Source organism: Pseudomonas sp. 008, assembly GCF_016861935.1.
Classification (GTDB): domain Bacteria; phylum Pseudomonadota; class Gammaproteobacteria; order Pseudomonadales; family Pseudomonadaceae; genus Aquipseudomonas.
On the sequence record NZ_BOMA01000014.1, the window covers coordinates 159,512 to 178,196 of the forward strand.

The 18,685-nt window shown below is 57.3% G+C and carries 15 protein-coding genes and 1 pseudogene; 8 read left to right on the top strand and 8 right to left on the bottom strand.

What is annotated here, in order from left to right; all coding sequences use genetic code 11:
• The first annotated feature begins 516 nt into the window (after positions 1-516).
• The 3 genes from JUI81_RS25135 (at position 517) to JUI81_RS25145 (ending at position 2,880) form a co-directional block, all read left to right on the top strand.
• A complete protein-coding gene (locus JUI81_RS25135) occupies positions 517-1,425 on the top strand; it encodes a WYL domain-containing protein (RefSeq protein ID WP_308442607.1) in 909 nt (302 codons plus the stop codon).
• A gap of 36 nt (positions 1,426-1,461) precedes the next feature.
• A complete protein-coding gene (locus JUI81_RS25140; protein ID WP_204125263.1) occupies positions 1,462-2,112 on the top strand; it encodes a HEPN domain-containing protein in 651 nt (216 codons plus the stop codon).
• 90 nt (positions 2,113-2,202) lie between these two features.
• The gene (locus JUI81_RS25145) at positions 2,203-2,880 is read left to right on the top strand and encodes a hypothetical protein (protein ID WP_204125264.1); all 678 of its coding nucleotides are present in this window, start codon (positions 2,203-2,205) and stop codon (positions 2,878-2,880) included.
• Here JUI81_RS25145 and JUI81_RS25150 read toward each other — a convergent pair.
• The 5 genes from JUI81_RS25150 to JUI81_RS25170 all read right to left on the bottom strand — a co-directional run bounded on the left by JUI81_RS25150 (position 2,877) and on the right by JUI81_RS25170 (position 6,048).
• The gene (locus JUI81_RS25150; protein ID WP_204125265.1) at positions 2,877-3,086 is read right to left on the bottom strand and encodes a hypothetical protein; all 210 of its coding nucleotides are present in this window, start codon (positions 3,084-3,086) and stop codon (positions 2,877-2,879) included. The two genes, JUI81_RS25145 and JUI81_RS25150, sit on opposite strands and share 4 nt — an antisense overlap.
• Positions 3,087-3,639: 553 nt before the next feature.
• On the bottom strand, positions 3,640-4,200 hold the full coding sequence (locus tag JUI81_RS25155) for a hypothetical protein (RefSeq protein ID WP_153425691.1): 561 nt from the start codon (positions 4,198-4,200) through the stop codon (positions 3,640-3,642).
• Positions 4,197-4,712 carry a hypothetical protein gene (locus JUI81_RS25160; protein ID WP_204125266.1) on the bottom strand — a complete coding sequence of 172 codons (516 nt, stop codon included), beginning with the start codon at positions 4,710-4,712 and terminating at the stop codon, positions 4,197-4,199. Before JUI81_RS25160 ends, JUI81_RS25155 begins: the two co-directional genes overlap by 4 nt.
• Positions 4,713-4,882: 170 nt before the next feature.
• Entirely contained in the window at positions 4,883-5,713 is an 831-nt protein-coding gene (locus tag JUI81_RS25165) for an HNH endonuclease (RefSeq protein ID WP_204125267.1), read from the bottom strand.
• A gap of 74 nt (positions 5,714-5,787) precedes the next feature.
• Positions 5,788-6,048 carry a hypothetical protein gene (locus JUI81_RS25170; RefSeq protein WP_026067334.1) on the bottom strand — a complete coding sequence of 87 codons (261 nt, stop codon included), beginning with the start codon at positions 6,046-6,048 and terminating at the stop codon, positions 5,788-5,790.
• Positions 6,049-6,165: 117 nt separating this feature from the next.
• Here JUI81_RS25170 and JUI81_RS25175 point away from each other — a divergent pair, with 117 nt between their 5' ends.
• The 3 genes from JUI81_RS25175 (at position 6,166) to JUI81_RS25185 (ending at position 8,054) form a co-directional block, all read left to right on the top strand.
• Positions 6,166-7,041: a YafY family protein gene (locus JUI81_RS25175; RefSeq protein ID WP_204125268.1), complete on the top strand. Its 876-nt coding sequence runs from the start codon at positions 6,166-6,168 to the stop codon at positions 7,039-7,041.
• Between the two features lie 144 nt (positions 7,042-7,185).
• Positions 7,186-7,863, top strand: a complete 678-nt coding sequence (locus JUI81_RS25180; RefSeq protein ID WP_204125269.1) for a hypothetical protein — start codon at positions 7,186-7,188, stop codon at positions 7,861-7,863.
• A gap of 26 nt (positions 7,864-7,889) precedes the next feature.
• Positions 7,890-8,054: a hypothetical protein gene (locus JUI81_RS25185; RefSeq protein WP_175456232.1), complete on the top strand. Its 165-nt coding sequence runs from the start codon at positions 7,890-7,892 to the stop codon at positions 8,052-8,054.
• Here JUI81_RS25185 and recD read toward each other — a convergent pair.
• From recD to recC, 3 genes are read right to left on the bottom strand one after another with little or no spacing between them, the layout of a single operon-like run.
• Entirely contained in the window at positions 8,042-10,135 is a 2,094-nt protein-coding gene (gene recD, locus JUI81_RS25190) for an exodeoxyribonuclease V subunit alpha (protein WP_204125270.1), read from the bottom strand. The two genes, JUI81_RS25185 and recD, sit on opposite strands and share 13 nt — an antisense overlap.
• Positions 10,132-13,806 carry an exodeoxyribonuclease V subunit beta gene (gene recB / locus JUI81_RS25195; protein WP_204125271.1) on the bottom strand — a complete coding sequence of 1,225 codons (3,675 nt, stop codon included), beginning with the start codon at positions 13,804-13,806 and terminating at the stop codon, positions 10,132-10,134. Before recB ends, recD begins: the two co-directional genes overlap by 4 nt.
• The gene (gene recC / locus JUI81_RS25200) at positions 13,803-17,273 is read right to left on the bottom strand and encodes an exodeoxyribonuclease V subunit gamma (RefSeq protein WP_204125272.1); all 3,471 of its coding nucleotides are present in this window, start codon (positions 17,271-17,273) and stop codon (positions 13,803-13,805) included. Before recC ends, recB begins: the two co-directional genes overlap by 4 nt.
• Before the next feature lie 522 nt (positions 17,274-17,795).
• On the opposite strand from recC, the gene JUI81_RS25205 reads away from it, so the two are divergent.
• Positions 17,796-18,125, top strand: coding sequence for a hypothetical protein (locus JUI81_RS25205; protein ID WP_204125273.1), 330 nt, complete (start codon positions 17,796-17,798; stop codon positions 18,123-18,125).
• 50 nt (positions 18,126-18,175) lie between these two features.
• Positions 18,176-18,678: pseudogene (locus JUI81_RS25210) on the top strand (JAB domain-containing protein).
• Positions 18,679-18,685: the final 7 nt, after the last annotated feature.

Below are 18,685 nucleotides of genomic sequence, written 5' to 3' on the forward strand. Positions count from 1 at the left end.
GCCCCTACACCTGTCCCTCTATATCTCGCGCAGCCGAAGATACTGCAGCAGAAAAATCACCCCAATCACGCCGAATCCTTCGCCTCTGGCTGTCTATCAAAGCGCCCTCATATCCATCGGCGGATGGATCCATATCTTGACCAAAATCTGAGCCCGCCCTGACGCATAAGCAATCGTGCGCCTGAAAAAATGATGCCATATAGACATCATTCATGACTTTCTGCGATAGATCCATTGTTCATTAGTCTGCGACAAGGTATGACGCGAGGAATCGCAACAAAGCCCGCCAAAAAGCGAAGCACAACCCAGACGGCAAGAATGGCCTTGTGTCCCAACACTTATGGCCAGTTGATATTGCCCGAGCTTCACGCCATGCTCTGCACTTCGTGAGCCAGAGTAAGGAAGCAAGCGTTGCCCACGCACTCGACCCGCAGAACCATCTCCCGCCAATGGGAGCTGCTCAAACTGCTACCCAATCGTGCCCCCGGCCTGACCGCCGCGGAACTGCACCAGCAATTGGAAGAAGCCGGCCACCGCACGACAAAACGCACGGTTGAGCGAGACCTCAACGAGCTATCGAGCCTGTTTCCACTGCACTGCAACGATAAAGGCACACCCTATGGTTGGTATTGGCAACCCGGTCGATCCATTGACCTGCCTGGCATTACGGTGGGCGAGGCATTAACCCTACGTCTGGTGGAAGACAGCATTCGTCCCTTGGTACCCGGACTGATGCTCAAAAGCCTGGAGCCTCGTTTCAGCCAAGCGCGACAGAAGCTCAAGGCATTGAGTGAGGAAAGTGCTTCGGCGCGCTGGATCGATAAGGTAGCCAGCGTACAACCGACGTTGAACCTGATTGCCCCAGACATCAAGGCTGAGCATCTAGACCTGCTTCAGCGAGCATTGCTCGAAGACCTGCAGTTGCTCTGCCTGTATCAGTCGGCGAACAAAAATCGCGTCCATGAGCTAACGCTCAATCCACTGGCAATGGTGCAACGCGGGCAAATCACCTACTTAGTGGCCTGCGCCGACACATTCGACGACGTGCGACTTTACGCAGCACATCGCTTCGAAGCCGTCACAATGCTGGGTCAACCTGGCCGACGCCCTGCAGGCTTTGACCTGCGGAATTACATCCAGAGTGGTGCTATGCAGTTTGGCGCTACCCAAGCGATCCAATTACACGCTTGGGTCGACCCTGCCCTCGCCAAACGCCTGCACGAGACGCCGCTGTCGGAGGATATGACGCTAATTGCTGAATCAGATGGCGCTCGCTTGACCGCTACGGTCAACGATAGCTGGGAGCTGAAATGGTGGTTGCTGTCACAGGCGGGCTCTATTCGTGTCGATGCGCCGACGACTTTGCGCCAGGTCTTGATCGACTCTCAACGCCAAAGCCTGGCCCTGCATGACACCTCAATCTGACTGACCACTCTTCCCCATCCTAACTAGGCAGTCCTCATGCATTTTCAAACCCTCAAGGCGCGCCACCGACTTGAACGCGACCATCACCCCGCCAACCTGACTCTGCGTGTGCACCGCTCCTTGAGCTGGTTGCAGCGCGCCGAGCAAACAGATGATTCCGACGGCCGTTTCGTTTTCCTGTGGATCGCCTTCAACGCGGCCTATGCCACTGACATCGACGAGAACTATCGGCTGTCCGAGCAGGAAACCTTCCGTGCGTTCCTGCGCAAGTTGTGCGATCTGGATCGCGAACGGCAGATCGAGAATCTGGTGTGGTCTGAATTTTCCGGAAGCATTCGAGTGCTGCTGGACAATCAGTACGTTTTTCAGAGCTTCTGGGATTACCAGAATGGCAAGATCACCCAAGAGCAATGGACCGAACGCTTCGCGGCAGGCCGACGTAGAGCACAGTCGGCTCTGGCGCAACGTGATACCGCTGAAGTGCTCGCCGTGCTGTTCAATCGAATCTACACCCTGCGCAATCAGATCATGCACGGCGGCGCCACCTGGAACAGCAGCATCAACCGACCCCAGTTGCGTGACTGCGGCAGCCTACTCGGCAAGTTGGTCCCGTTGATCATTGAGTTGATGCTGAATAATCCCGACACGCTTTGGGGTGATGCCTGCTACCCGGTGGTCCAGCTCTGACTTCCTCAGTCAGTATCGCGATTGCCACTTCCAGCTGTAGGGGGAGCCACGGCTTCCCGTTTAACGTGTGTTGCAACAAGGAAATTTGCAATGAACAAGATGTTTGTCAGCCCATGGCTATTGGTTTCTCCCGAAGGCCCAATTACCTGCGCCCTTGATGAGCCGGGCCTAGTCCATATGCGTCAAGGTGATGCCGACGGCGCCTGCGGACCCTACGCCCTGATGATGGGCTTGATCACTCTGGGTGCGCTGAAGCGGGATCATATTGCCTACATGGGTGACTGGGATGGGCGCAGCCGCGAAGGCCGATTCCGTAACGCACTACGAGAGCATGGCGCATTGGTTTCCCGGGGAACGACCACAGAGGACCTGATTGGCCTGGCTGAGCATTTTCGCCGTGAAGGCATCCTGCCCGAGCTGGTCAATGGCAATAAGAAAGAGCTCGTGGAAGCTGTACAGAAAGAAATCAAGCGCGAAGCTGTTGCTCTGATCTGCGTGAGCTGGTCAAAACTTGAAGGCCATTGGTTGATGGTCGTGGGGCATCAAGGCTATGAGGATAATGGTGTCTACCAACCCACTCACCTACTGTGCCTGGACCCGCTCAGCGAAGCACCCAAGTCATCACTGTGGAACGCGGTCATCGCCGTTTATGACGAAGAAGGAAAAGCAGTGCGCGGCGGCACCTACTCCTGCGATCATTGGGGCATGGACGGCCAGGTATCGCCCTGCAAGCTGGATCAGTTGTTGACGCTCTGCCTGGAGAGCTAATGCACACTGCCCAAGCCTTGGGCCTCGAGGATCATGCGGTCCAGCATTGCGAGCATGTCGTCGACATCAATGTCCTGGAACCGGCCATTCGCCTCCTGATCAAGGATCATGGCGGCGAATTCTTCGCTGTACTCGACCACTGCCTCAGCTTCAACCTCCGTGGGTGATAGGTCATCCGCGTGACTGTCAGTTTCATCGTTACGCATCGCGAACCTCGCATCGAAATGGGACTTCAGTTGAACGGTCGCAACAGCTTGGCCTTGAAGATCTCTAGCCCCGTCGCAGGCCGGACATCCAGGTCTACGTGCTGGCATGAAGGGCAAGCCGAAAACCAATCTTTGCCCTCACGCAGCGCATCGCTGGGTGGCACCGTTGTTTTATGCCAATGGCATTGGGGGCAAGTGAATGTGAAGGGATGGGGCGGCCAGGGCATAGAGATAACCTGTTAGTCGTAAACATAATTGAGTAGTGGACGCCGTACTGTGTCAGGCCGAATCACCGGCGCGTTTTTCCAGCTCCTGTTTCATCTCGTTGTATTCACGGAAGAACTCATAGCCCTTTTTTACAACGACGATGACGCCAATAACTGCGAACAGATTTTTCATGCTACGGCCCCTTATGGTTGGCTGATTCAAGCGGTTCGGATCGGTATAAACCATTTGTCCTGCTGATGAGGCGAGCATGAGGGAGCAGCGCGACAAGACGTGTCGTGATCGGATGATCCGTCGGCGTTTTACTGACTACTGCAGCTTGCGCGCACTACACCTGCAAGAGCCCATTCACCAATCGATAAGCCTCAGGCAATGCCATCTTCCCGCCTTCCACCGCCTCGATCAGCCGGAGCGCCTTATCTGCGCTGATGACATCTTTCTCGATAACCTCTCGAAGTGACGAAATAAATCCGGACTTATCCAACAGCGTGACAGCTCCCATGCGTTCCTTGGCCTCCATCTCAGCCAAACGCTCCTGATAGACCAGCAACAACTCCTGCTTGCGACCCTCTGACATCGCACCGCCGCGAATCCAGCGCGAGACTCCGTAGGCCAGAACACCACCGGCGGCCGCAGCACCTAGCGCCCAGCCAAGTGGCGTCGCAGCCACGGCAGTGACACCTACCCAACCGGCGGCCGTGGTGAGGACCGGAATACTGGTCACACCTGCGATACTCGCCATAGTGCCTGCTGCCGCGGCTCCGAGGCCGATACCGAGCGTGCTGATGCCCACTTCACCCAAGATGCGTACACGGTCGTGGGGCGAACGCTCAAGCTCATCGATGACCTTGAGTAGCTGCTTTTTGCTGACCTTCGGTTGCTGACTCATGATGCTTTCGCCGATGCCAATTCAGTCATGATGTTCTGGAGCGTCTCAATGAACAGATCGAAGAACGCCCGGGCGATCTCGATCAGGTTCTGCGGAAGATCCAGCAAGCTCACTCCTCCGCCGTCCCCTGTCGGATGCTTATCGCTTTGATGACCGGTGACCGCGATCGCCAAGCCAAGCAGTCCCCCCAAGGGAGCCAACAACGAACCGAGCAATGGAATCGCAGCAACTAGCGAAGCAATAGCCGCGCCCAATACCGTGCCAATGGCCAAGCCCTTATGCGCCATGATGAAGTCGCGCAACTTCATCACGATCAGCTTGCCGATGGAGACAACCTTGTTACCGATATGCTGAGTCACGTTAACCAGCTCTTTAAGTCGTACGGCGATTTCGGGCGACAGACCGCATTCGCGTAACCAGAGATAGAGATCGCTGCTGGCCATGGAATCACTCTCGGCTTGCATGAGTGCAAGCTCCAACTCGGCTTGAGCCTTTGAACGGATTGCTGTCATCGCACTTCCTTTTTTACCCTTCCGTGAATTTCAATTCAGCACTTGCTGAAATCGTTTTTTCGGTTCTCCATCGATCTGCGACGATGAAGTGCTCTACTGGCAATGAGGCTGGTGGTACGGAAAGTACTCGGTACTCAATCCTTTGGCCTAACAACGATTAACACGAGCCGCTAGCTGCGGAATACGTGCTCGCGATGCCAAGCCAAGTAGTTCAAATGGCGGTCATGAAGACTACGCAACCGGCACTGCGCGTTAATGCCCAGTGCCAGTTGCAGTTCAGTGGTCAGGGCTTGCGCAATTACAATATCGCCCTTCTCGGTGAAGCTGATCAGCCCCAGATCAAAGGCTTGATCCAGGTTGGGCGTCAGAAGCAATCCGTTAAAGGGATCGAGGCGCTCCAGATGCGTGGCGTCACGCCATGGTTTAATGTGTGACGCGCGCAGCATGGAAGAGAGCGCAAAGCCACTCACAGCACAACCTTGCCAATGCTCGAGCAGCGCCTGGCGATAGACGCCTTGTCCTACTCGCGCTCGGATGATGGCTTCACGTTCAGTCGTACCGATCTGCTGCCCAATAGGCGATCGCTCGAAGAGCTCAATCAAGCTGACTTCGTCTTCCACCTGCTCCTCGATGCTCACCAACTCACCGCCAAGCACGCCAAACAAACTGAGCAAGTCGTCTACATTAGCCACATTGACTGCGATTCCGGTTTTGCTGGTAGAGCCCGGCGCAAACGGAAACGCTTCCAGGCTGGTACTTTTGTAAGTCTCATTGGGTACTCCCCGCGTCAGCGCCTTGATTTGCGCCCAATGCGCCGATTTCCGGTATGCCGGATGCAGCACCAATGGCTGGCGCCCAACGCTTCGGCCGGTGGCGTAATGCTTGACGAATAGCGGATGCTCAAGCCCCGGGTGAACATAACCCCGCGCATAGGCTCTTTCGTACTTCCTGCTGCAACCGTTGCCTTCCAGAAGCCTGCAAATTTCCAGCGAGTCGAGCATGTACTCCTCCTAATGTCTACACCGTATCGGAGCCAAATCACGGGGCCTTGCACCAAGGCCCTCGTGCCTCACACCTAGGGCAGCAAAGCCTGCAGAATCTCCACCTTGCGCTGCAACTGCTCCACATGAGCCTTCTCCGCCCGAAGCGCCGATTTCAACTCGCGATTCTCTTCGGCGTGCCAGCTCAGCCGCTGCTGGCGCTCCTTCGTGGTCGCATGCCAATGCTCGAGCAATCTCCAGGCTTTGTTAGTCTGCAGATACTGCACTAAAAGCATCAGCAGGATCATCAACAGCATCAGCATCGCTACCGACGCCGTCCAATCCCAACCATCCATAAACATGTCCCTCATGTCGTCAACTCCAAACTTGCCAGAGTCACGATATGTAGTGTTAAACGACACGTCTAGAATGTAGACTTATACAGGTAAAGTATTCACTCACATGGAGGCGACATGAAACGCAAGCAAACCATCGAGCAGGTCCGTTGGGACCTCGCCCTTCGCTACCGACTGATCGAAACTGTCGCGTGGTGGGAAGGCCGGCTGACCACGGTGCACTTGACGCAGAGCTTCGGCATCAGCCGTCAGCAAGCATCCAAGGACATCAACACCTACATCACCGAGCATGCGCCTAAAAACCTTACATATGATCGACAGATCAAGGGTTACGTGCCGAGCAAACAATTCAAGCCACTGTTCATCGATGACAGCGCCAGCGCCTACCTACACCTGCTTTACCAGAACAATGCTCGAGCGCCACACGTTGAGGGGCTGGCGTTAGCCTACGCCCACACCAAAGTACTGGAGGTGCCTGATCGCTCAATCAAGGCTGAGATACTGCGACCACTGCTCAAGGCTTGCCGGGAGCATCTACGTCTGGACATCGACTACGTCTCACTAAACAGTCCCGAGCCTGAAGGGCGAACTATTGCGCCGCATACGCTGGTTTACACAGGCATGCGCTGGCATGTGCGTGCTTACTGCGAAAAAAACCGCGAGTACCGAGACTTTGTGCTGAGTCGACTGCGTGGATTACCTGATTTGATGGATGGCGAAACCGAGAATGGCATCTCGGGCGACGACCAATGGAATAGTGAAGTTAACGTCATCATCAAGCCTGATGAACGTCTGACGTTAACCCAGAAAGCGATAATCCAAGAGGACTTCGGGATGGTCGATGGGCGACTGCAGATTCCCTGTCGCCAAGCGCTGGTCAAGTATGTACTGCAGCGGTATCAAATTGATCCGAAGAACATGGACCCGAAACCAGAGGCGCAACAGATCGTGGTGGAGAACCTGAAGGAGTTGAAACCTTGGCTATATGACTGATACAGGCCCCTTCGACTGCTACGTTCGCGACAACCTTGCCACTGATGGTCGATCTCAAATAAGACCGAGTCCTGACGCTGTACGACATGATCTGTCGCGCCAGGTGATTAAGCTCTGCATCAGTCCCCACGAGAGAACACGATATTGAATAATCCGGAAGCCTTGAACCTGGTGAAAAACACCTTCACCGAGATCCTAAACGCCCCCGACGTGTCCGCACTGAAAGAGATGCTGACCAACCATCCGACGCTGAATAATTGGCAAATGGACCGCAGCAAGTATCCGGAACTGCAGCTTGAATTGACGGCCAAGGACATCAGTTCGCTCATGGCTGACAAGCTTGACGAGGATCTGCGTCTGCATGCTGATCTCAGCGCCCGACTTGAAACCCCCTTGGAAAAACTGCTCTACGCCCTGGCCTGGAAAAACGGCGACCTGCAGAAAGTGGCGCACATCATCAAGGGAGCAGCAGACGTCAGACCAACTGCGCTGACTAACGGCCCCGGCCAGGTGTTCAGACAGTTCGGTCGGCATCTGGCTGATCGCTCGGAATCAATTGTCGATCAGCACGTCCTTCGTGCCTTTGAACTCTATGAACAGATGAACACCCCCAACTCTGCCAAGGTTAAGGCCATTCGCAAGAAGATCAACTGGGACAAGGACGTCGCATGCATCGAACGCTACAAGCTCTGGCTCAACGAGCACTTTAACGAGCGCCAAGATTCGGAACCGGGATTCGTGGTGAATATCGACATGGTGCTCTTCGCGCTCGGTCGAGCAATAAAGATCACCCGCACGCGTGGTAACGGCGAAGAAGATTAAACCTCACATTCATCAAGGAAAGCGCCATGAAAACCTACCGAGCCTTCATGCAACGTGTGGTCGCTACCGCCGGCCCCCAAGCCAACTTCACCATCACTGTTCAGGCGGTGACCTCCGCCATGGCAAAGGTCACCGCTGAAGCGCAGTACCCAGGCTATAAATGCCTGAACGCACCTACTCAGGTGCGTTGAAGTTTCGCCAGTTCGTCTTGCAGTTGCAGCGCCAGCCCGCTGGTACGCTGCACATTGCGACTCACCGCACCCTCGAACACGCCCGGCCTGGCTTCGACCAGACTGAACCAACTCTTGGCCCGGGTAATGGCGGTGTACAACAACTCCTTGGTCAACACAGGGTTCAACGCATCGGGCAGTACCAATGCCGTATGGTTGAACTCCGACCCCTGGGATTTGTGCACCGTCATGGCGAAGACAGTCTCTACTTCCACCAGCCGACTCGGCATCACGAAACGTACGTCACCACTACCATCGTTTCGCGGGAAGGCCACACGTAGAACCAGCTCTGCGGAGGGTCCTGGTACCCATAGTGCGATACCAATGTCACCATTCATCAAGTTCAAACTGTAATCATTGCGAGTGACCAGTACCGGACGCCCTTCGTACCAACCCTGTTCCCCCGACAACAGTTCACAGCGGCGTAATTCGGCGGCCACTCGCTGATTCAGCCCCTCAACCCCCCAAGGTCCGCGACGTAACGCACAGAGCAGGCGGAACTCGTCGAACGCGGTCAACACTTTGTCAGCCCAACCCGCCCATAGGTCACTGTCCCAGGCAATGTCTCTCGCGGGACGCTGATCTCGTAGCTGCTCAAGGTAATGGCGATAACCAGGAGCATCGCCTCTGCCGTTGATAATCAAGTCAGTGAGCGCGGCATCATGCTCGCCTCGCAACTTGATGTTGAACAGCTGCGGTAATTGCTGATCCAGCAGACCTCGTGCTTCAACAGCGTTTTTCTCATTGACCAGCTTCGCCAGACGCCCGATCCCCTGCTGGGCATCGAAGCGTCTGGAGTAACGCAACATAACGGTCTGCTGGGCCAGCGGATCGCCCAGGCCAACTGCCGTTTGCAACCCCGGAGCGCTGACCGCCTCGTCAGTTTGGGCTTTCAACCAGTCCGTGGTCTCCTCGCTGTAGCCACCGGCTTCCGCATCTCGACAGAGGTCGCCCAACACCGAACCCGCATCCACCGACGCCAGCTGATCCTTGTCACCCAGCAGGATCAAGCGGGCCTGACGGGGCAAAGCATCGAGCAGGCAGGCCATCATTTCCAGGTCGATCATCGACGCCTCGTCGACCACCAACACATCCAGCTCCAGCGGCTTATCCCGGTGGTGAATGAAGTTGCGCGAATCCGGTCTGCTGCCTAGCAATCGGTGCAAAGTAGAAACATCGGTCGGAATCGCCTCGCACACCGGGGCGCTCACAGGCAATTCACGGACAGCCTTGCCGATGGATTCGGACAAGCGTGCAGCCGCCTTGCCGGTGGGTGCGGCGAGACGAATTCGCAGCGGCTTTCCTTCTTCCACGGCGGGGGTTTGCAGCAGTCCCAGCAGGCGTACCACAGAGGTGGTCTTGCCGGTGCCGGGGCCGCCGGTGATGACACTGAAATTGCCCCGTGCCGCCAGTGCGCAGGCAATTTTCTGCCAGTCGCTACCGCGCTCACCCTTGACCTCAAAGGCGTCCGGGAACAAGGCATCGAGCCGAACGGAGAGGTTGTGCGGCGTCACCGCTTCCACACTTAAACGGCGACTCAACGCCTGAGCAATGCTGCGCTCGTAGTTCCAGTAACGGCGCAGGTATAGGCGCTGCCCGGTCAACACCAGCGGCCGTTCCGGGAAGCGCTGTAGCCCGTCCCGGTCCTCCACTAGCGGGCTCAAGGTTAACGCCTGGCGCCACTGGGCGATGTCCAGGCCCAGCAACCACTGTGACGGTAACTGGCTGCCCTCCTCGCCTTCAGGTGGCAACGACAACACAAAGTCCGGGGCATGCAACGTGGCGGCCAGATCCAGGCAGGAATGCCCGCGCCCCAGTTGGTGACTGGTCATCGCGGCGGCCAGCAACACACTGGCTTGGGCCTGGGGGTCCTGCTCAAGAATGAAGGTGGCGAACGAGCGATCCAGCGTGCGCAACCAGCCACGGCTCACCCAATTGTCCAGTTGATGCAGCAGCTCCGTGCCGCTGGCATCACCTATGAACACCGCCGGGTGGTCAACGTTGCGCTGGCTGTTGCTGAGTTGCTTAAGGGTCTGCCTCATGCGCTGGCCTCCGCGTGTTGCCCCATGAATAGTTGGTCCAGCTGTTCAATTAATTGCCGCGGTGGCCTTTCGAAATGAACGCCTTGAGTCGGTGCCTGGTGGCCACGGACGAACAGATACAACGCCCCGCCCATTTGCTGTTCATAGTCATAACCCGGAAGACGCAGCTTGAGCTGGCGATGCAAGGCCAGCAGGTACAAACACAGTTGTAGGTCGTAACGCTTGTCCAGCATCGTCGCGACCATCGCATCGGCGTCGTAGGCCTGATCGTTGCTACCCAGCCAGTTGGATTTGTAGTCCGCCACGTAGTAGCGACCTTGATGTTCAAACGTCAGGTCGATGAAACCTTTGAACATGCCGTTCAATTCGTTGGAGGCCAGCACGGGACGCGGCGCACCGCCCAACGTGTATTGCCGCACCAGCGCATCAAGGCGCTGAACGTTTACGGATCGGCTGGAAAACCAGAACTCCATTTCTACCTGATAGGTGCTCAGGGTCGAGAGTTTGCACTGGGTACCGTTGAATCGCAGTGGTGCATTCAGATAGCTGCCCAGCCAAGCGGACAGAGCTTCGATCCAAGTCTCCCAATCACGCAGGTTGCAGCGTCGGGCAACGGTGTTGTGCAGGGTTTCAGCTTCGCCAGCAGTCTTGGCGAAGCCTTCGCGGCCGGCCCATTCGAACAACCCGTGCAAAAAGGTGCCCGGGCCCGCACCCCGAGGAAAACCGTGAATCCCAGCCCCTGCAGGCAAGGTTTCAGCTTCGTCTTCCTCCTGCAAATTTGCTTCCACCGCAGTCGCAGGCTCAAGACTGACACCCGGCTCTGCCCCCATCAGGACATTGCCGTCAGCAATGGCCAAGGCGGAGTAACTGGCAATCCACCAGTTCGCCGCGAGCTTGTGCAAAGGGCGCAATGCCGGCCCCACCGACGGTGGCGCTGGCGCCGCATGCACATCGTCGGACGGCACCGGCGCTGCGCACACCTCAATGTCCGTGCAGCCGTTGGCCAAGGCCTCGACCACGCCGGGCAGTTGCGCCGCTGCGATCGGCTTCTCACCCGCCAGCATGTAGCCCAAACCGGCCTTGTGCAGATCCGTCGATGTGCCTCCTGCCCTGGAGCCCTGAGGCGCCACACAGATCCAGGTGGCATAACGGGCTCGCGTCAGGGCAACGTAGAGCAGGCGCATCTCTTCGCCCATGCGCTCATCGTTGGCAAGCGCCTGTGCCGGTTTGGCCAGATCGCCCTTGATCAGCTCGATCACCAGACCCTTGTCGTCGTGGAACATAGGCGGTGTTGTGCTTCGGCCATCGATCGCCCTGGCGCTACAGGCAAACGGCAGCAGCACCAATGGGTATTCCAGGCCCTTGGACTTGTGCACGGTGATGACCTTGATCAGGTCCGAATCGCTTTCCAGGCGCAGAATTTCTTCTTCGCTCTGGCCATGGACCTGCTCGGCCAGGTGGCGGATCAACGCATGCTCGCCATCGAGTTCGGCGGCGCTGCGTTGCAACCATTCGGCCAGATGCAACAGGTTGGTCAAGCGCCGCTCACCCTGATCTTCCAGAAGCAAACGGGCCGGCACCTTGAACGTGGCAAGCAGCTTTCTCAGCATCGGCAGCACGCCTTGTTGTTGCCACAACACCCGAAAATCGCGGAACAGCAAAACCTGTTGCTCCCAGAACAACTCATCCTGGTTCAATTTCTCCAGCGTCTGCCATGTCAGCCCGACGCTGCGGGTCGCCATTGCCGCACGCACCAGCCGATCGCTGGTGGGTTGAGCGCACGCCCGCAGGATATACAGAAGGTCTTTGGCCTCTTCGCTTTCGAAGACTGAGTCCCTGTCGGAGAGATAGACGCTGGCCAGTTGTCGATGCGCCAGGGCTTTGCGGATGGCTTCGGCCTCCTTGCGATTGCGCACCAGAATGGCGATATCGGCGGGCCGCAAGGCGACGAATTCACCATTACCTTTCAGTAAACCGGAACGCTCGGTTGCAGCGGGATCAAGCCAGGCCTGAATCGCCGATGCGGAGGCTTCAGCGGCTTTACGCAAGTAGGTGGCGTTATTGACCACTCCCTCGGTTTCCAGCTGCCAGAAAGTCAAGGCAGGTTGATTCGTACTCTTGATCTGCAACACATCGTCGCGCCCATTGGCCTGGACGGTGTTGAACGGCACCGGGTTGCCTTGGTCTTCTGTGGCGAACCGAAACGCGCCGCGAGGCTGGGCTTCAGCGAACCGGAAGCAGTGGTTGGCCGCGTCGACCATCGCCTTCGTGGAACGATAGTTGGTCCCCAGTGTGTAATGACGGCCAGCCGTGGCCTCGCGCGCCTGGAGGTAGGTGTAGATGTCCGCGCCACGGAAGGAATAGATCGCCTGTTTCGGGTCACCGATCATGAACAGGCCACAGTCATCCAGGTTGTCGGGAATGCGGTAAATGGTTTCGAAGATCCGGTATTGAACTGGATCGGTGTCCTGGAATTCATCGATCAAGGCGACCGGGTACTGCTTGCGAATGGTCTCGGCCAGACGCGGACCGGACGGGCCCTGCAAGGCCTGGTCAAGACGATTGAGCAGGTCGTCAAAACCGACTTCGGCACGGCGGCGCTTTTCTTCATCGAAGCGCTCGCGCACTTCATGCAAGGCGTGCAGCAGCAGTTGGGCGCGGATATCCACTTTGGCGTCGCGCTGTTCGACCCACAGGTCGATCGCCTCGAACGCCTGATGCTTGGGCACCATGGCCTTGCCCTTGAGTTTTATGCCGGTCTGGCCGAAGGCGTGCACGTTATGCGGCGCAGGTTGCCCCCTGGACCACTGTGCCAACTTGTTCAGCAGATCGTTGAAGACATCATCCTGATCGATTTTTCTGTAGGTATTGCCATTCATGTGAGGACGAATGCTGCGCAACACCTCCTCGAGCTCTTTCTGATGCTCAAGCCAAAGCTTGCGAGCGTTACGCTCCAGGTCGCCGACCGTTGCGTACCATTCTCCAGGCTCCTTGAGTAACGCCTGCAACGAGCCAGGTGCTTCAAGGGGCTGGGTTTTATATTGATAGGTCGCGTCCCGGCGCGTCAGCAACGAACCGAGTGCATCCCCCAGGTCCTGTGGGCTTTTGAAACAATCACCGATGGCTCGGGCTTGCTCCACCGGTAATTCATAGAAGTGCCGACGCCAATAATCCCTGACGACCTCGGCCAGCAATTCGCTCTGATCGGTTTCCAGTGTCTGGGTGAACAGGCTGCCACTGTCGAAGGCATGCTCACGCAACATCCGATAGCACCAGCCATGGATGGTCGAGACCGCCGCTTCATCCATCCACTCACCCGCCAGTTGCAGCCGGCGCGCGCAATCGGGCCATTCCTGCGGAGGGTACTCGGCACGCAGTTGCTGCAGCAGCTTGTCGTGTTCACGATCAGACTTCAGAAAACACTGCGCCGCTTCGGTCAAACGCGCACGAATACGGTCGCGTAGTTCCTGGGTCGCGGCATCAGTGAAGGTTACGACCAGAATCTGCGGTGGTGTCAGCAGGTCCTTGAAGGCGGCTTCACCTCCATGACCAAGCACAAGGCGCACGTACAACAAGGCGATGGTAAAGGTTTTGCCGGTACCGGCACTCGCCTCGATCAATCGGCTGCCATGCAAGGGAAAGTCGATGGGGTTGAGATTTAGCGGTTTCATTGGTCGCTCCCTGCGCGGCTCGAAGAAAGATGTTTGAACAGCCCGCCATACAGGCGCGTGGCCCATGAGGCGAAATGACCGGAGGCACACAGTTGGTCGAAGTCCGCGTATGCACGGCGCAAGGCGAAAGAGCTGTCCGCCTCTCCAGTGCGCATGTAGCCCCCCTCGAACGTCTCGCGGGCTTTCTCGGAAGTCGCGTCGTTGTCTTCCCCGCCTTCCCCCACTTCTTCGAGCCAGGCGAATGCGCTTTTGCAGGCGACCGGCAGCGGCTCACGCATGCCCGCCACCCAAGCGTCGAGCAGCGACTGCAACTGTTCCTGAGCTTGTTGCGCCGGCATTGGCCGGAATACTACGTCCCCGTTCAAGCTGACCAGAATCGTGGTGCAGCCCGGTTCACTCAGTTGCAACGCCAGATGGCGCACCCAGGGACGAACCAGGTTGTGCCAGCGCCAACTGTCGTCGTTGCATAGCTTCTTGCTGTCCAGCTGCAAGTAGGCTCGCTCACCTTGGGCATTGCGGCGAATGCCACCCAGCCAGTCACTCAATCCAGGGGTCGGTCCGTGCGCCGCGATCGTTGCTGCGGTCTGGCCCTCCTCGATTTCCGGCCACGCCTGCAACTGCGCGTGATAACGCTCCAGCATGTCCGGCAGTGGCTCGGCCAATGCCGATGCGCTCAACGTGCCGAAGCCGCCCAGCGGCAACTTGCCTTCACGCTGTAAACGCTGCACATGCAGATCAAGCTCGGCCACAGCGTTCTCAGGTCGGTAGTCCTCTTCTACCCAACGCTTGAGCGCCTGGCTGAGTCGGTCCTGGTGTTGCCAGTTCTCAAGGCCGTCGAGCTGAAAGGTTTCGTCGTCACGGCTGGTCAATTCGTCATTGTCAAAATTGACCTTGAGCCGCTGCTGGAAGAATGCCCCCACGGGGTCGCGTACAAACCCAGCCAGTTGGCGCAGGGTCAATGGCGTGTCTTGCGCGAGCTTTGGCAATACGTCGACCGAGAGTTCCTCCGCCCGCGACTCATGCACCTCACGCCACTCATGGGAATAGGTAAACAGTCCATCAGGCCCGGGCTGGTCGGCAAAGTAGGCCGCGCTGAAAGGCTGTAGCGGATGTTCCTGGGTCAAGGCATGCAGCAGCGACCCAGGCGGCGCCGATCGCCAGCCACTGGCCAGGTGATCACGCAGCTGACCGATCAGCACCGAGGGTACGCGCTCACTATTGTCGCGGATGTTGCGGCCAACCCAGCTGACGTAAAGCTGCTCTCGGGCCGACAACAGCGCCTCCAGCAACAGGTAGCGGTCATCTTCACGGCGGGAGCGGTCACCGGGGCGGTAATCGTTGCGCATCAGGTCAAAGTCGACAGGAGACTGTTGACGCGGGTAGTCACCATCGTTCATGCCCAGCAGGCACACCACTTTAAACGGGATCGCACGCATAGGCATCAGCGTGCAGAAGTTCACTGCACCGGCGAGAAATCGCTGCGACAAGCCGCCCTCCTCTATGCAGGAAAGCCAGGTTTCATGCATCACGCACAACGGCAAGGGCTCGGCGAACTGCGCGGACTCGCAAGTGCGCAGCCAGTCATCGAGCAGCTTGAGCAATTGGTTGACCAGCAACTCTTCGGCATCCCCCACCGGGCGGAAGAACACCTTCAACAGCGATTGCAGGCGCTCGACCCAGAGTACCGGCGTGGCCGGCTGCTGCAGGTCCTCCCGGGCAATTTCCAGGTGATCGAGCAAGGTCAACAGAGGCCCCGCCAGTGCGGCTTCCAGGCCGGAAACCTCGTCATAGGGCTCGATTCCATTCAGTTCAGGCCCTTGGCCGGCCGCGTAGCCCAACAGCATGCGGCGCATACCAAAGCGCCAAGTGTTTTGCTCCAGGCCCGCAGGCATGTCCAGGCTTTCGCGCTGCTGCGCATCGAGTCCCCAGCGCACACCGGCACCATCGATCCAGCGCTGCAGGATCGGCACATCCGCTTCCTTGATGCCGAAGCGCGCCCGCAGCGCCGGCACATCCAGCAGGTCGAGAATATCGCTGACGGCGAAGCGGCTATGGGGCAGTTTGAGCAAGTGTTCGAGGGCGATCAGCAATGGCTGGCGCCCACGCTGTCCCTGGTCGGCCAAGGTAAAGGGCAGATAACGAGGGTCATGACGTGGGACCTGGCCGAACACGGCCTCGATATGCGGCGCATACGCATTAATGTCCGGAACCATCACAATCACATCCCGCGGGCTTAGCTGGGGATTGGCACTGAAGCGGGCGAGCAACTGATCGTGCAGCACTTCCACTTCGCGCTGCGCACTGTGGACCACATGAAAGCGTACCGAGCGATCCTGTGAAACATCGACAGAACCCCATACTTCACGGGTTTCAGCCAAAGGACGCAATTCAAGGATGTCGCTTTGCAATTGGCCCAGCAAGCTGGAAGGTGGCTCGTCATTGAACAGATCGATACGCCCGCCGTTCAGGCCCTCGAAAAGGTGTCGATAACTCGCTGGCTCGTCATAGTGGTCGAGCAAATTGATGTAGTCGCGACCTTGCTTACCCCACGCGGCGAGCAAAGGCTGGCCATGTTGGCTCGTCGCCATAGAGGCACTTCTGTTTGGCTGACGGCGATAGGCATGGCCCAACAAGTCTTTGTCAGCGACGATATCGCCCCAGTGATGACGACAAGGGTTGTGCACACACAGCAACACCTGGCTGTAGCGCGAGAGTATCGCCAGGGCTTCCAGAACCTGTGCCGGCATAGACGAAATACCGAACACCACCACACGCCGAGGCAACCCTGCAGGGGCCTGCCCTGCTTCACGCAGGTGTGCGACAAAGCGCTTGTGAACACCGGCGCGGCTCTGCTCAAGAGCGCCCTCGCCAACATCCGCCAATACTTCCCGCCACAGCTCCGCTTGCCACAGGCTATCGGGATCCAGCGGTTTCACACCGCCTTTGATGTGCTTTAGCTGATCACGCCCGGCCGCCCAGTCCTCCAGCCAGTCGGCGCGATAGACCTGATACTGATCAAACAGGTCCGCCAGCCGCTCGGAAAGTTGGTAGAGTTTGCGCTGGTCGTCATCCTCCTGAAGGAATCGCCGCAAACTGCTGAAATTGGTTTTACTTAGTAATTGAGGCAGCAAGCGCATGAGTCGCCAACTCAGTGCCGCCTTGTCCAGCGGGGAGGACTCTGGTGTCGTCTCAGCCCCCAATACAGACCTGTAGGTCTGCCAAAGGAAACGCGCAGGAAGTTGCACATCCAACGCTGCTGCGATACCACAGCCACCGTTATCAGGATCTTCAGCCAGCGCCAGCTTCAACCATTGAGCAATGCCGTTGCTGTGCACCAGCACGACTTCGTTTTCCAGCGGGGCCAACGGGTAGCGCTGCATCCAGCTCACCGCTAGCTCACGCAAATCGTCCAAGCGATTGCCGTGAATAATCATGAAGCCGGGCTTCAACGAGTCCGCATCCTGCATACGCCACCCTCAGATCTGAATACGCAGCTCTGTGGTACAGAGCAGCAAAAGGCCATCACTTTAAAACGATATGGTCACACGCCACCAGCCCGAAGAAGGTCAGCACAACCATCCACAGGAGCCGAGCATAGGTTGCCCAAGGAGGAGAGCAAATGCTGGGTGTTTGCACAGGTCAACTTCTCACGCACATACCCAACCGTTTCTGCTGAGACGACAGTTAGAAAGAAATTAAAGGACGTAAAAATCTGTGCTGTTTGTTGACAGTCCGCGGCCGCTACCCAATGTCACCAACGGCAAGTGATGCCAAATGAGACGGCTTAAAAATCCCAAGTATCTAGTAGATCATCAACTCCTAGATGACTTTTTTTGGGGCAAATAACTGTCCGAATTGGTCAAAATCTCATTCAAAAAAAATTCAAACCTATATCACCTCTGTGAACGCCCACCGCATCAACTGCGGGAGGGATTTTGGCGTGCCTGCTTCTTTGGCTCAGTACGCTCATCACTTGAGAGGATTTACGTATGTATACCCCTTGCCCTAGCTGCAACTCTGGACGTGTCGTAACGAAAAATATCGGTAAGCAAACAGGTGGTTTAATTGGCGCTGCAGGCGGTGCAGTCAGCGGAGCCACCGGAGCCCTGTCGGGATCGGAAGCCGGTGCAGTACTCGGCATAGTCGGTGGGCCTGTTGGGATCGCTGTGGGCAGTATCGCTGGCGCCATACTTGGAGCGCTGTTTGGTGGTGCTGCCGGCGGGATCGCGGGGGCCACGGTGGGTGAACAGATTGATGACCGGGTGCTGGATAACTATCAGTGCCTGGAATGCGGTTACAGCTTCAGCATCAACCCTTAAGTCTTTACTCCCCCCCCTTCGTTCTCACGCACTCGTACAGGAATATCCGCATGAAATATCACAAGCTAATAGCCGGTGAAACGACCGGTACCTATGTCATGGACTCCCCTGTCACCGAAGCTGACATCCTGCAGATGGCACAACAACTGGCGATGAGTCACCTGGCTAAGGGTCGGGCCCTGACTGAGCCGAAGCAGGTCTTCAGCCACCTTCAGACACTGCTGCGGTACCACGAGCACGAAATCTTTGCATTACTGCTGCTCGATACCAAACACCGGGTTATTGGCTTCAGGGAGCTGTTCCGAGGCACGCTGGATGGTGCCAACGTGTATCCAAGGGAAGTGGTCAAGATAGTCCTAGAGCACAATGCAGCAGCCGTGATTTTGGTCCACAACCATCCTTCCGGTGACCCAGAACCCAGCCAAGCCAAGCCAATCGCACGCTAACCACAACCCTCAAGAACGCGCTGAACTTGGTTAGTACCCAAATATTGGATCATGTGGTTGTAGGTCATGAAGGCTGCGTGTCGCTGGCTGAACGAGGTTACCTGTAACTCTAAG

What these genes read in the sequence shown, in the direction of transcription:
- JUI81_RS25185 (WP_175456232.1), top strand. Translation starts at nt 7,890, where the DNA reads ATGAAAACCTACCGAGCCTTCATGCAACGTGTGGTCGCTACCGCCGGC.
- JUI81_RS25155 (WP_153425691.1), bottom strand. Translation starts at nt 4,200, where the DNA reads ATGAGTCAGCAACCGAAGGTCAGCAAAAAGCAGCTACTCAAGGTCATC.
- recC (WP_204125272.1), bottom strand. Translation starts at nt 17,273, where the DNA reads ATGCAGGATGCGGACTCGTTGAAGCCCGGCTTCATGATTATTCACGGC.
- recD (WP_204125270.1), bottom strand. Translation starts at nt 10,135, where the DNA reads ATGAGGCAGACCCTTAAGCAACTCAGCAACAGCCAGCGCAACGTTGAC.
- recB (WP_204125271.1), bottom strand. Translation starts at nt 13,806, where the DNA reads ATGAAACCGCTAAATCTCAACCCCATCGACTTTCCCTTGCATGGCAGC.
- JUI81_RS25175 (WP_204125268.1), top strand. Translation starts at nt 6,166, where the DNA reads ATGAAACGCAAGCAAACCATCGAGCAGGTCCGTTGGGACCTCGCCCTT.
- JUI81_RS25205 (WP_204125273.1), top strand. Translation starts at nt 17,796, where the DNA reads ATGTATACCCCTTGCCCTAGCTGCAACTCTGGACGTGTCGTAACGAAA.
- JUI81_RS25150 (WP_204125265.1), bottom strand. Translation starts at nt 3,086, where the DNA reads ATGCGTAACGATGAAACTGACAGTCACGCGGATGACCTATCACCCACG.
- JUI81_RS25145 (WP_204125264.1), top strand. Translation starts at nt 2,203, where the DNA reads ATGAACAAGATGTTTGTCAGCCCATGGCTATTGGTTTCTCCCGAAGGC.
- JUI81_RS25140 (WP_204125263.1), top strand. Translation starts at nt 1,462, where the DNA reads ATGCATTTTCAAACCCTCAAGGCGCGCCACCGACTTGAACGCGACCAT.
- JUI81_RS25170 (WP_026067334.1), bottom strand. Translation starts at nt 6,048, where the DNA reads ATGGATGGTTGGGATTGGACGGCGTCGGTAGCGATGCTGATGCTGTTG.
- JUI81_RS25160 (WP_204125266.1), bottom strand. Translation starts at nt 4,712, where the DNA reads ATGACAGCAATCCGTTCAAAGGCTCAAGCCGAGTTGGAGCTTGCACTC.
- JUI81_RS25165 (WP_204125267.1), bottom strand. Translation starts at nt 5,713, where the DNA reads ATGCTCGACTCGCTGGAAATTTGCAGGCTTCTGGAAGGCAACGGTTGC.